Genomic DNA, 11,856 nt, shown 5'->3' on the forward strand with positions numbered 1-11,856 from the left:
CCGCCGCCCGGCCCGCCCAGCGGCGGCGACCACGGCGGCCCGAACGGCCCCGGCGGCTCGGGCGGTTCGGGCGGTTCGGGCGGTTCGGGCGGTTCGGGTGACGGGGGCGACGCGGGCGGCTCCGGCCCCGGCGGTGGTCCCGGCGGCCCGGGCGGTGGCTCGGGCGCCGCACCCGGTCCCCGCCCCGATCGTCCCTGGTGGCGTTCGGTGCCCCGGATCGCGGCGATCGCGACCGCTCTGGTCGCGGCGGTGGTGCTGGTGGTCGTGCTGACGCGGCCCGAGGGCGGCGGCGGGACGAAGGAGGGCGGCGAGGTCTTCCTCCAGGCGGCGGGCGAGTCCGGTCCGGATCCCTTCACGGACTCCACGGCGAACGACGACGCCCCCGAGCCCGGGACGGCCAGCCCCTCCGTCGCGCCGAGCCCGTCGAAGACCGGCACGCAGGTGACGCGGGGCGTGGACGGCGCGGCGCCGGGTCTGTACGGCGGCACGCAGAAGATCGCGAGCTGCGATGTGGAGCAGCAGGTCAAGGTGTTGCAGGGGGCTCCGGAGAAGAACCGGGCGTTCGCCTCGGTCCAGGACATCGAGCCGTCCGCCGTCCCCGGCTATCTGCGCGGGCTCACCCCCGTGACGCTGCGCATGGACACCCGTGTCACCAACCACGGCTTCCGGGACGGCGAGGCCGACGCCTATCAGGCCGTGCTCCAGGCGGGTACGGCGGTCCTCGTCGACGACCGGGGCGTCCCCAGGGTGCGGTGCGCGTGCGGGAACCCGCTGCTGCCGCCCGTCGCCCAGGAGGACCCGCAGCAGAAGGGCAAGGCGTGGCCGGGCTACCGGGCCTCCGACGTGGTCGTGGTGCAGCCGTCCGAGCAGCCGGTGAAAGAGTTCGTGATGGTCGACCCGGAGAACGGCGACTGGTTCAAGCGGCCGGCCGGCGACACGGGCGACGGCGACAAGAAGACCGACCCGCCGAAGAAGGACGCCTCCGAGTCCCCCTGCCCGCCCGGCTCGGACCCCTGCCCCACCTCGTCCGGGGACACCACACCCTCGGAGCCCGCGCCGGACGACCGGACGTCGCAGCCCGGCGAGGACCCGGCGACCTCCGAGCCCCCGCCGGACGACCCGGCGACCCCGGAACCGCCGCCGGACGACCCGGGGACCGAGCCCGCTCCGGAAGACCCGCCGGGCTCGCCCGACTCGCAGTCGGCCCCGCAGCCGCCCGCCCCGGACACCGGGGCCCCGCAGGAGCCCGGCGCGGGGATACCCCCGCCGGGCGCGACCGCCTTCGGCTGAGCCGGTGAGGAACGGCGGTCCGCCGGCCCCTCAGCCCACGGCGTCGGGGCGGCGCTCCACCGGGGTCACCGGGGTCTTGGCCCGGGTACTCGTTCCCGTGCGCAGTCCGGCCGCGGCTGCCGCCGAGTGCAGGGAGCGCAGGGCGACCAGCAGGAAGCCGATGTCGTCGAGGTAGACGGGGTCGGGCAGCAGGTCGACCGGTGACACGGTGTAGATGACGGCGGCCCAGACGAGCGCCTTGCTGCGCAGCGGGATTCCGGCGTCCATCAGCAGCTTTCTGGCCTTGAAGACGCGGACCAGCAGAACGACGGCCAGGGCCAGCATGATCAGCGCGGCCACGGCGCCGAGAACGAGCCAAGCGGTGGTGTCCATGGCTCATCGTGTACCCACTCGTTCCCGGATCACGAACATCGCTCCGGCGGCGGCACCGTGCGGCGTACGGGTCAGGCCGCGCCGCGTCCCCGGGCCTCCGCGCGCCTGCGGCTGCGGCGCTTCAGGGCGCGTCGCTCGTTCTCGGACAGGCCGCCCCAGATGCCGGAGTCCTGCTTGTTCTCCAGGGCCCACTCCAGGCAGGCGGCCTGTACGGGGCAGGTCCGGCAGACGGCCTTGGCCTCCTCGGTCTGGACGACCGCGGGCCCCGTGCTCCCGATGGGGAAGAACAGGTCCGGGTCCTCCTCGCGGCAGGCGGCGTGCAGGCGCCAGTTTTCCATGCTGCTCAACTCCGCTCACTCCCGATGTCGTTATGTCGTAGGTCAGTTGCCGTACGTGTCTTCCCTGCGGATGACCGACGATCGACGCCTCAAACACGTATCGCCGGACAGGTCCGGACGCCGGAGCGCGTAACAGCGGGGAGTCTCTGCCGGGCACCCGGCGTGATGTCCATCCGGCCGGCCCCCGTTCCCAGCTGTCCATCCGGCTGGCCCCCGTTCCCAAGGGGGCGTACACCGGATGGCCGGCGGCCCTCGCCGTTCCTAACCTCGCATCATGATCTTTCGTCGTGCCTTCTTATCCGCCGCGGTGCTCGCCCTGGCCGTCTCGTCCCTGCCGTCCGTCGCGGCTTCGGCCGCGCCACGCCCCTCCGGTTCCGGGACGGCGTGGTCCGTGCAACGTGACGCCGACGCGCTGCGTGACACCGGGATCACCGGGGTGACGGTCCGTCTGGAGACCCCGCGCGGGACGGTCACGGCCCGCTCCGGGGTGGGGGACCTGACCACCGGCCGTCCGGTTCCGATGGACGGTTTCCTGCGTCTGGGCAGCACCACCAAGACGTTCGTCGCCACCGTCATGCTGCAACTGGTGGGCGAGAAGAGGCTCTCCCTCGACCAGAGCGTGGAGCAGGTGCTGCCCGGGGTCGTGTCGGGTGCCGGGAACGACGGCCGGACCATCACGCTCCGCGACCTGCTGCAGCACACCAGTGGTCTGTCCGACTACATCCACGACGTCTTTCCCGATCCCGGCGCCCGGACCTACTTCGCCCACCGGTGGCGTGCCTACGAGCCCGAAGAACTGGTGGACCTGGCCATGCGGCACGCACCCGCCTTCCCCGCAGGCGCCGGCTGGGAGTATGCGAACACGAACTACGTGCTCGCCGGAATGATCATCGAGAAGGTCACCGGCCGCACCTGGGAGCAGCAGGTCCGGGACCGCATCCTGCGCCCGCTCGGCCTACGGAACACCGACACTCCGGGCACCCGGCCCTTCCTCCCCCGTCCGCACTCGGCCAACTACCAGCAGTTCGTCCCGGACGGGCCGATGGTCGACACCACCATCCCCTACCGCCCCTTCGACAGCGGGGCCGACGGATCGATGACCGGCACGGCCCGCGACCTCAACCGCTTCTTCGCGGCGCTGGCAGGCGGACGGCTGCTGAAGCCCGCCGAACGCGCCGCCCTGCTCACGACCGTGCCGGTGCCGCCGGACAGCGGTCACCCGGAAGGCACCCGGGACGGTCTGGGCCTGTTCTTCACCCCGCTGTCCTGCGGCGGCGGCTACCTCGGACATGGCGGAAGCGGCTTCGGATACGTCGTCCGGACCGCGACGAGCGTGGACGGCCGACGTGCCGTCACCGTCTCCGCGCACAGCCGCTCCGCGGACCCGCGGAGCGCGGCCCGTCAGGAGGACGCACTGCGCGACCTCGTCGACCACGCCCTGTGCCGCGCCGCCTGAGCACGCACGCGGCACGACGCAGAAGCTCAGACGGTGTCCACCGGCCGGTGCCGGGCGCCTGCCGGTCGGTGCAGGGCGAGGAGGGCCTGATCGTCCTGGATGCGGCCGCCGGTGTGGTGCCCGACGTCCTCGATCAGGAGGTGGAGGATCTGCGCCGGGGAGGCCGGGTCGCCGATCAGCGCGCGGTGGCGGACGAGGAAGGGCAGCCGGACGGACGCGTCGTAGAAGACGCCGGACTCGTCACGGGCCTCGGTGACCCCGTCCGTGTAGCAGATGAGGGTGGCGCCGGGCGGGAACGGGAACGTGTCGACCGGGCACGACCAGGTGCCCAGCGCGCTCATCCCGAGCGGGGGCGCCTCCTCGGACGGTTCGAGGACGGTGGCCCGGCCCTCGGCGTCCAGCAGCACCGGCGGTGGATGCCCCCGGTTGACGACCCGTACGGAGCCTAGGTCGTCGGCGAACTCGGCGATCAGCGCGGTGGTGAACCCCTCGTCCTGCTCCTGGCCGCCGCGCCGGCCGCCCTCGCGCAGGAGGGCCCGCTCCAGCGCGGCCACCAGGCCGGGCAGGTCCTTCGCCTCGTCCGCCGCGTACCGGAAGGCCCCCAGGTCCGCGCAGACCGCGCTCACCGCGCCCAGGCCCTTGCCGCGGACGTCCCCGACCATCACGCGCACCCCGTGCGGGGTGTCCTGGACGACGTACAGGTCGCCGCCGATCATGGCCTCGTTCTCGGCGGGCACGTACCGGGCGGCGATCCTGAGGTCCCCGAGGCGCGACGGGGGCCGCGGCAGGACGGCGCTCTGGGCCACGGCGGCGATGTGGCGGGCACGGCGGGTCCGGGCGTCCCGGCCCTCCAGGCTGCGGTTGATGAGGACGGCCAGCACGGTTACGGCCAGAAGGGTGAGCTGGTTGGCGACGCCCCGCTGCCAGCCGAAGGTGCCGTCGTGCCAGGCAAGGGCCGCGTGGACGGCCATGGCGAGCACACCGATGGCGATGATGCCGCGCAGCCCGAGCAGCGGCGCGGCGGCGACCGGGGCCGCTATCAGCAGGGGCGCGGAGGTGACGTCCGTCGGGGTCACCAGGTCCAGCACGACGCCCAGCACGATGACCCCCAACGGGATCCACTTGGCCCTGCGCAGCTGCACCACTCCCCCACGCTGTCCGGGGTCGGGGCCCTCCGCATCCCGGCGGCGGCCGGATCACACCGGCAGCGGGGTGCCGGGCCCGGGCGCGGCGGCGCACGCGGCGTCCAGCCGCATGCGGTGGGCCATCACGGCATCGGGGTCGTCGATGAGGTCGACCCGTACGCCCGGGGTCTCCAGCACCGCCTGGTCCCCGATCTCGGGGGCGGGCACCCGGAGGATGTGCAGCGGCGGTACGCCGGTCAGGGGGTGCGGCGGGTGGTCCAGGGGCACCACCTGGACGGTGATGTGCTGCTCCCGCATCGCCTCGGCCAGCGCGGCCCGCTGCCCCTCCATGGTCTCCCGGTCGCCCACCCGGGTGTGCAGGGCCGCGGCCGGGAACAGGGCCCACAGGGCGGCCCCGCGCTCGCACAGACGGCGGCGGCGCTCGCGCAGCAGCTCCACCCGGCGTTCCCGGCGGGCGGGGCTGTCCCCGGGGTACTGGGTGCGGTGGAGCGCGGCGGCGTACGCCGGGGTGCGCAGCAGCTCGGGCACCAGCGCCGGATGCCAGGTCCGCACGAGGCTCGCCGAGGACTCCACGCCGATGACCTCCTGCTGCCAGGCGTCCATCGCGTCCCGCCAGCGGTGCCACCAGCCGGGCAGGTTCGCGGCCGAGAGCCCGGCCATGATGGGCTCGGCCACGGCGGCAGGCACGCCGTAGCAGCGGAGCAGTTCGCCGACCTGCCGGGCGTCGAGTCCGGTCTCGGCGCGTTCGATGCGCCGGACGGTGGCGGGGTGGGCGTCCAGTGCCTGGGCCGCGGCCCGCAGGCTGATGCCCGCGCGTTCTCGCAGCATGCGGAGGCGGACCGCGAGGACGCGGTGCTCCACGGTGGGACCTGAGCGGGCTCGCATGCGCATACCTTCTCCGTCGAGCCCCGGGGCGGAGCATTACACACTCTGTCGCTTGCAAAGTATGTGTTTTGCGTCGAGAGTGCATACATGTCGGAAATAGTCAGTTGCGCGGAGCGTGCCCCCGATGACGGAGGTGTCCGAGGTGCCGGAGGTACCCGAGGTGCACACAGCTGGTGGGTTCCCCGATTGCCCGGAGGTGTGCCGGAGGCGCGTCACCGGGTCCAGGAGGCCATGCGGGCCTGGGGCGAACCGGCCGAACGCATCGAGGCGGCGGCTCTGATAGTGACCGAACTGGTCACCAACGCGGTGCAGCACACCAGCACCCGGCGGATCCGCTGTCGGCTCCTGCGCTCCACGCACGGCGTGCGGATCTGCGTGTGGAACCGCGGCCGGGCCCGGATCCCGGCCCCGGCGTCCCCCGCCGACTCGGCCGGCCTTCCCGTCGGCCAGGTCCCGGCCGCGGCCGACCTCGAAGGCGACGACGCGCTCGACCGTCTCGCCGAGGACGGCAGGGGTCTCCTGCTCGTCGACGCGCTGGCGGCCCGCTGGGGCACCCGCGCCGCACTGGCGGGCCGGCTCGTCTGGGCCGACCTCTGAGGCGTTCCCCGCGCCCCGCGATCTCCCCGCCCGGTCAGGCGGGAGCGGTGCGGCACTCCGGGTGACCCCAGCCGTTCGGGTTCTTCGCGATCGACTCCTTGGCCGCGTACTGCTTTCCGCAGTGGCACCGGCCCGCGAAGCGCGCCTTGATCGTGCCGGTGGACCGCCCGCCCCGGGACGCGCCCCCGGCGCCCTTCCCCTTTGCGCCGCCCGAGCCACCGCCCGACGCCCCGGACGCCTCCGTACGCCCCTTCGTGGACCGTGCGGGCGCGGGCACCGGCAGAGCCGTGGCGCCGTGCGCCGTACCGGCCGGAAGCTGGGTCACCGCGACCTCACTGGCCGCCTGGTCGGCGATCGCGTTGAGCGGGTCGCCGTTCACCTGGTGGGCGGGCACATAGCGGAACGTCACCGAGCGGTCGGCGAGCAGGGCGTCGATGCGGGTGACCAGCTCACGGTTGGCGACGGGCTTGCCGCCGGAGGTCTTCCAGCCGTTGCGCTTCCAGCCCGGCAGCCACTTGGTCACGGCGTTCATCGCGTACTGCGAGTCCATCCGCACCTCGACGCGCACCGCCGGGTCGGTGGATTCCAGCAGCTCCGCCAAGGCGGTGAGCTCGGCGACGTTGTTGGTCGCGGTGCCGAGCGGGCCGGCCTCCCAGCGCACCGGGTTCCCCTGCGCGTCGGCGGCCACCCACGCCCAGGCGGCCGGTCCCGGATTTCCCTTCGACGCCCCGTCACACGCGGCGATGATGCTCTCGTTCATCCCTCGATCATGCCAGCCCCGCATGACCGCTCCGACCGGTCGCTCGATCGCCGAGTCCGCCGCGCTCAGGGCAGGATCGAGTCCACGTAACCGCCGTCGACCCGCACAGCCGCCCCGGTCGTCGCCGAGGCCTGCGCGGAGCTGAGGTAGACCACCAGGTTCGCGATCTCCTCGGGCTCGATGAGCCGCTGGAGCAGGGACTGCGGCCGGTGCAGCCGCATGAACTCGCGCTGCGCCTCGTGCCAGGGAAGGTCCTTGTCGACCAGCTCGTACACGAAGTCCTCGACGCCGCCGGTGTGCGTGGGGCCTGCGATCACGGAGTTCACCGTCACGCCGGCGCCCGCGGCCTCCTTGGCGAAGCCCCGGGAGACGGCGAGCAGCGCGGTCTTCGACATGCCGTAGTGGATCATCTCGGCGGGGATCACGATCGCGGAGTCGCTGGCGATGTTCAGCACCCGGCCCCATCCCTGCCCGGTCATCCCGGGCAGGTAGTGGCGGATGAGGCGCACGGCGCTGAGCACGTTCGTGTCGAAGTAGGTCTTCCACTCCGCGTCGGTGATCTCCAGCGGCGGCCGGGATCCGAAGATTCCGAGGTTGTTGACGAGGACGTCGGCGGCGGGCACGGCCGCGTACAGCAGCTCGGCGCCCTCCTCGGTGGTCAGGTCGCAGGCCACGGTGGCCACGGAGGCGTCCGGCACCGCTCCACGCACCGCCTGCGCCGCCTGGTCCAGCCGCCCCTGGGTCCGCCCGGTGAGGACGACCCCGGCCCCCGCGCCGGCCAGTCCGGTGGCGATGGCGAGGCCGATGCCCTGGGATGACCCGGTCACCACCGCGTTCCTGCCCGTCAGATCGATACGCACGCCGCTTCTCCCTCATCCGCTCGTCGAGGCCGTCAACGCCAGGCTCGCACCCACGCTCGCGGCACGCCCCTCAGCGCTTGACCTCAAGCAAACTTCAGGTTCTAGCGTTCCCAGTGAACCCGGGGCCGCACGGCCGACGGGGATCCGCAGGCCGTCGGGCGATCCGGGGGCCATCGATTTCGGAGCGCCCCATGGACATGGAAGTCACCGCGTGGAATTCGCTGCACAGCGCGATGAACGCCCAGCAGGACCGCCGCCCCTTCTCCCGGGCGTCCTTGCGCCGCATCATGCTCTTCGCCCGGCCCCATCGACGGCGGATCCGCCGGTTCCTGCTGCTGAGCGTCCTGACCGCGCTGCTCGCGGTGGCCACTCCGCTGCTGGCCGGGAAGGTCGTCGACGCGATCGTCAACGGCGAGGACACCGGCACGGTCACCCGGCTCGCGCTGCTCATCGCGCTCATCGCCGTCGCGGAGGCCGGTCTCGGCCTGCTCACCCGCTGGCTGTCGGCGACGCTGGGCGAGGGCCTGATCCTGGACCTGCGCACCGCTGTCTTCGACCATGTGCAGAAGATGCCGGTGGCCTTCTTCACCCGGACCCGGACCGGGGCCCTGGTCAGCCGGCTCAACAACGACGTGATCGGCGCGCAGCGGGCGTTCAGCAACACGCTCTCCGGCGTCGTCTCCAACCTCGTCACGCTGCTGCTGACCCTCGCGGTGATGCTCACGATCTCCTGGCAGATCACCCTGCTCTCGCTGGTGCTGCTCCCGGTGTTCGTCGTGCCGGCCCGCCGGATGGGGGCCCGGATGGCGGGTCTCCAGCGGGAGGCGGCCGACCACAACGCCGCGATGGGAACCCAGATGACCGAGCGGTTCTCCGCCCCCGGCGCGACGCTCGTCAAGCTCTTCGGGCGGCCCTCGGACGAGTCGGCCGAGTTCGCCGCCCGCGCCGACCGGGTGCGTGACATCGGCGTCCGTACGGCGATGGCCCAGTCGGTGTTCATCACCGCCCTCACCCTGGTCTCCGCCCTGGCACTGGCCCTGGTCTACGGGCTCGGCGGTTTCTACGCCCTGCGCGGCAGCCTGGATCCGGGAGCCGTGGTGGCGCTGGCGCTGCTGCTGACCCGGCTGTACGCGCCGCTCACCGCCCTCGCCGGGGCCCGGGTCGAGGTGATGAGCGCGCTCGTCAGCTTCGAGCGGGTCTTCGAGATCCTGGACCTGAAGCCGCTGATCGAGCAGAAGCCGGACGCCCGCCGGGTGCCCGAAGGGCCGGTCTCCGTGGAGTTCGACGAGGTGTCCTTCGGCTACCCCACCGCCGAGAAGGTCTCCCTGGCCTCGCTGGAGGAGGTCGCCACGCTCGACGGCCGGGGCGGGCAACCTGTCCTGCACGAGGTGTCCTTCCGCGCCGAGCCGGGCCAGACGATCGCCCTGGTGGGCTCCTCGGGCGCGGGCAAGTCGACGATCGCCCAGCTGCTGCCCCGGCTGTACGACGCGGACGCCGGTTCCGTACGGCTGAACGGTGTCGACGTACGCGATCTGAGCGCCGACTCGATCCGGGACACGCTCGGCATGGTCACCCAGGACGGGCACCTCTTCCACGAGTCGGTGCGCGCCAACCTGCTGATCGCCCGGCCCGACGCCTCCGAGGAGGAGATCTGGGACGCGCTGCGCCGCTCGCGGCTCGACGGTCTGATCGCCTCGCTGCCCGACGGGCTCGACACGGTGGTCGGCGAGCGCGGCTACCGGCTCTCCGGCGGGGAGCGCCAGCGCCTCACCATCGCCCGGCTGCTGCTGGCCCGTCAGCGGGTCGTGATCCTCGACGAGGCGACCGCGCACCTCGACTCCACCTCGGAGGCGGCCGTCCAGGAGGCGCTGGCCGAGGCGCTGTCGGGGCGGACCGCCCTGGTGATCGCCCACCGGCTCTCGACCGTACGGGCGGCCGACCGGATCCTGGTGCTGGAGGCGGGCCGGGTCGTCGAGAGCGGCACGCACACCGAACTGCTGGCGGCCGGCGGCCGGTACGAGGAGCTGTACCGCACGCAGTTCGAGCGGCCGTCGTCGGAAGGGGAGCGCTCGGTCCAGCCGGTAGTCGGCTGACCCGGGGCCACGCTCGTATCGGCACGCGCGGGCGGTGCCCGTTGGTGACGAGCGCGTTCACCGAGGTCATCGGGTCCGCCGCCATGGTCTTGGCCAGCAGCACGCCGACCACCAGCGGGAGCAGCGTGACGGCCAGGGCGGAGCCGGCGGTGGTGACGTGCTCGATACGGGGGCGGCGCGGCGCTTCGGAGGTCATACGGCCATCGAACAGCGGCCCGGGCGCTCCGAACATCGGGGAACGTACTCAGGGGCGCGGGACCGGCATACTCAGGCGCTCGCGGGGGGACGCTCACAGCGGCCGGGCGCACGGGCTCCGGCGCACGTCGGACCACGGAAGGACCGCCTCGATGGGTGACAGCCAGGGACGTACGGGCGACGGCCACGGGAGTCCGGCCGCGGCCGTGTTCGACGCGCTGGGCGAGGAGTACGAGCGGGCCTTCGCCGCTTCCGCCGCCCACCGGGGATCGCTGGAGCGGCTGCTGACGGATCTCGCCCCGGGAAGCCGCGTGCTGGACGTGGGCAGCGGGACGGGCCGGCCCACGGCGCAGACCCTGGCGGACGCGGGGCACCGGGTGCTGGGCGTCGACGTGTCGCCGGTGATGACCGCGCTCGCGGCCCGGCAGGTCCCGGGGGCCGAGTTCCGGTGCGCGGACATCCGTGATCTTCCGCTGGCCGAGGGTGAGTTCGACGCGGTCTGTGTGTACTTCTCGCTGCTGCAGCTGGAGCGCGGCGAGCAGGTCGAGCTGGTGGAGCGGCTCGCCCGGTCGCTGCGGCCCGGCGGGCTGCTGGTCGCCGCGACGGTGCCGGTGGACGTCGCGGGGGTCGACGCGGAGTTCATGGGGCAGCCGGTCCGGGTCTCCAGCTTCGGCGCCGAGGAGTTCACCGCCCTGGTCGCGCGGGCGGGCATCGCCGTGGAGTGGACGCACAGCGCGCTGTTCACCCCGGACCACCCGGCGGGATCGCCCGAGCCGCACGTCTTCGTGCACGGCCGACGCGCCTGACGGCGCATCTGACGGCGCAGTCATACCTCTCGGAACTCTTCACACTCTCCCCCCATTGGCAATCACAAAGAACAAGCCGAATGAATGACTTGGGTGGCGCATTCACGTTCCTTCACGAGAAGGTAATGCGATAGCAAAGTTCTGGTCTATATGCTGAGCTGTAGTCGTATCCGTACGGAGCGGCCGGAGCGAGCCTCATGACGGCTGCCATCCGGAAAACCGCAAGGTGAAGAACCCTTCATTTACTCCGAACACGCATACGGATACAACTAAAGCATTCGTCAATATGACCCGACCACACCGCTCCCCGGTACCGCCGGATGCAGGAGGCAGGCCACCATGCAGTCCCTCGTAGAACACGCCCGGACATTCACCGAGCACGTCGCCGCGAACGCAAAGGATTTCGAACGTCTCGCGGACGGCCAGACCCCCGAAGCACTCTTCGTCACGTGCTCGGACTCGCGTGTCGTCCCCTCGCTGATCACCGGCGCCCGCCCGGGTCAGCTCTTCGAACTCCGTACCGCGGGCAACATCGTTCCGCCCTATCCGGGCCAGGACCGGCCCACGGGTGAGGCCGCGACCATCGAGTACGCGCTGTGCGTGCTCCAGGTCCGCGACATCATCGTGTGCGGGCACTCCCACTGCGGCGCGGTGGGCGCGATCCTCCGCGGCGACGACCTCTCCGCCATGCCGGCCGTCCGCCACTGGCTGGAGCGCTCCACGGACGGCCGGACACCCCCCGACGACGCCGGCGACCTCCCCGGCGCGGTCCAGGCCCACGCCCTCGCCCAGCTCGACACCCTGCGCGGCTACCCCGCGGTCCGCGAACGGCTCGCCGAGGGCTCCCTCGGCCTGCACGCCTGGTACTACGAAGTGCACACCGGCTCGGTCAGCGTGCACCGACCCGAGCGCGGCACCGAGTTCGCCCGCCTTTGACGGCTCTCCCTCCCCCCCCGCCCCGGGGGGGGGGGCCCCCGCCCCCCCCCGCGCCCGCCGCCCGGCCCGCCGTGGCCCAGGGCGAGGCCACCGCAACGGCAACACCACGACGGAAAACGAGAA

12 protein-coding genes and 1 pseudogene are annotated in these 11,856 nt (G+C 72.8%); 6 read left to right on the forward strand and 7 right to left on the reverse strand.

Translation table 11 applies throughout. From position 1 onward, the window contains the following. On the forward strand, window positions 1-1,290 hold a 1,290-nt coding region (locus JS521_RS28440), incomplete at its 5' end, for a DUF6777 domain-containing protein (RefSeq protein WP_239487959.1). 30 nt (window positions 1,291-1,320) lie between these two features. Here the strand turns inward: JS521_RS28440 and JS521_RS28445 are convergent. Both JS521_RS28445 and JS521_RS28450 read right to left on the reverse strand, forming a co-directional pair. Further along, entirely contained in the window at window positions 1,321-1,662 is a 342-nt protein-coding gene (locus tag JS521_RS28445) for a YkvA family protein (protein ID WP_205085825.1), read from the reverse strand. Between the two features lie 71 nt (window positions 1,663-1,733). Next, entirely contained in the window at window positions 1,734-2,000 is a 267-nt protein-coding gene (locus JS521_RS28450; RefSeq protein WP_205085826.1) for a WhiB family transcriptional regulator, read from the reverse strand. Between the two features lie 274 nt (window positions 2,001-2,274). Between JS521_RS28450 and JS521_RS28455 the strand changes: the two genes are divergently transcribed. Next, window positions 2,275-3,456, forward strand: coding sequence for a serine hydrolase domain-containing protein (locus JS521_RS28455; protein WP_205085827.1), 1,182 nt, complete (start codon window positions 2,275-2,277; stop codon window positions 3,454-3,456). A gap of 26 nt (window positions 3,457-3,482) precedes the next feature. On the opposite strand, the gene JS521_RS28460 is transcribed toward JS521_RS28455, so the two are convergent. Then, window positions 3,483-4,601 carry a PP2C family protein-serine/threonine phosphatase gene (locus tag JS521_RS28460; RefSeq protein ID WP_205085828.1) on the reverse strand — a complete coding sequence of 373 codons (1,119 nt, stop codon included), beginning with the start codon at window positions 4,599-4,601 and terminating at the stop codon, window positions 3,483-3,485. Window positions 4,602-4,652: 51 nt separating this feature from the next. After that, window positions 4,653-5,486 (reverse strand): Scr1 family TA system antitoxin-like transcriptional regulator, encoded by an 834-nt coding sequence (locus tag JS521_RS28465; RefSeq protein WP_205085829.1) that lies wholly within the window; start codon window positions 5,484-5,486, stop codon window positions 4,653-4,655. Window positions 5,487-5,717: 231 nt separating this feature from the next. Between JS521_RS28465 and JS521_RS28470 the strand changes: the two genes are divergently transcribed. Beyond that, window positions 5,718-6,083: an ATP-binding protein gene (locus JS521_RS28470; protein ID WP_239487961.1), complete on the forward strand. Its 366-nt coding sequence runs from the start codon at window positions 5,718-5,720 to the stop codon at window positions 6,081-6,083. Between the two features lie 34 nt (window positions 6,084-6,117). On the opposite strand, the gene JS521_RS28475 is transcribed toward JS521_RS28470, so the two are convergent. Both JS521_RS28475 and JS521_RS28480 read right to left on the reverse strand, forming a co-directional pair. Beyond that, window positions 6,118-6,843: a ribonuclease H family protein gene (locus tag JS521_RS28475; protein ID WP_205085831.1), complete on the reverse strand. Its 726-nt coding sequence runs from the start codon at window positions 6,841-6,843 to the stop codon at window positions 6,118-6,120. Window positions 6,844-6,908: 65 nt separating this feature from the next. Then, window positions 6,909-7,703: an SDR family NAD(P)-dependent oxidoreductase gene (locus tag JS521_RS28480; protein WP_205085832.1), complete on the reverse strand. Its 795-nt coding sequence runs from the start codon at window positions 7,701-7,703 to the stop codon at window positions 6,909-6,911. A gap of 191 nt (window positions 7,704-7,894) precedes the next feature. On the opposite strand from JS521_RS28480, the gene JS521_RS28485 reads away from it, so the two are divergent. Then, a complete protein-coding gene (locus JS521_RS28485; RefSeq protein WP_205085833.1) occupies window positions 7,895-9,796 on the forward strand; it encodes an ABC transporter ATP-binding protein in 1,902 nt (633 codons plus the stop codon). Between the two features lie 7 nt (window positions 9,797-9,803). Here the strand turns inward: JS521_RS28485 and JS521_RS37565 are convergent. Then, window positions 9,804-9,992 (reverse strand): annotated as a pseudogene (locus tag JS521_RS37565) (hypothetical protein); the annotation flags it as partial. A gap of 151 nt (window positions 9,993-10,143) precedes the next feature. Here JS521_RS37565 and JS521_RS28490 point away from each other — a divergent pair. Continuing rightward, window positions 10,144-10,797, forward strand: coding sequence for a class I SAM-dependent methyltransferase (locus JS521_RS28490; RefSeq protein ID WP_205085834.1), 654 nt, complete (start codon window positions 10,144-10,146; stop codon window positions 10,795-10,797). Window positions 10,798-11,136: 339 nt separating this feature from the next. Then, on the forward strand, window positions 11,137-11,733 hold the full coding sequence (locus tag JS521_RS28495) for a carbonic anhydrase (RefSeq protein WP_075267848.1): 597 nt from the start codon (window positions 11,137-11,139) through the stop codon (window positions 11,731-11,733). Window positions 11,734-11,856: the final 123 nt, after the last annotated feature.

Origin of the sequence: Streptomyces durocortorensis (assembly GCF_016901035.1) — a bacterium.
Lineage (GTDB): Bacteria > Actinomycetota > Actinomycetes > Streptomycetales > Streptomycetaceae > Streptomyces > Streptomyces durocortorensis.

What these genes read in the sequence shown, in the direction of transcription:
- JS521_RS28445 (WP_205085825.1), bottom strand. Translation starts at nt 1,662, where the DNA reads ATGGACACCACCGCTTGGCTCGTTCTCGGCGCCGTGGCCGCGCTGATC.
- JS521_RS28450 (WP_205085826.1), bottom strand. Translation starts at nt 2,000, where the DNA reads ATGGAAAACTGGCGCCTGCACGCCGCCTGCCGCGAGGAGGACCCGGAC.
- JS521_RS28455 (WP_205085827.1), top strand. Translation starts at nt 2,275, where the DNA reads ATGATCTTTCGTCGTGCCTTCTTATCCGCCGCGGTGCTCGCCCTGGCC.
- JS521_RS28465 (WP_205085829.1), bottom strand. Translation starts at nt 5,486, where the DNA reads ATGCGAGCCCGCTCAGGTCCCACCGTGGAGCACCGCGTCCTCGCGGTC.
- JS521_RS28470 (WP_239487961.1), top strand. Translation starts at nt 5,718, where the DNA reads ATGCGGGCCTGGGGCGAACCGGCCGAACGCATCGAGGCGGCGGCTCTG.
- JS521_RS28475 (WP_205085831.1), bottom strand. Translation starts at nt 6,843, where the DNA reads ATGAACGAGAGCATCATCGCCGCGTGTGACGGGGCGTCGAAGGGAAAT.
- JS521_RS28485 (WP_205085833.1), top strand. Translation starts at nt 7,895, where the DNA reads ATGGACATGGAAGTCACCGCGTGGAATTCGCTGCACAGCGCGATGAAC.
- JS521_RS28490 (WP_205085834.1), top strand. Translation starts at nt 10,144, where the DNA reads ATGGGTGACAGCCAGGGACGTACGGGCGACGGCCACGGGAGTCCGGCC.
- JS521_RS28495 (WP_075267848.1), top strand. Translation starts at nt 11,137, where the DNA reads ATGCAGTCCCTCGTAGAACACGCCCGGACATTCACCGAGCACGTCGCC.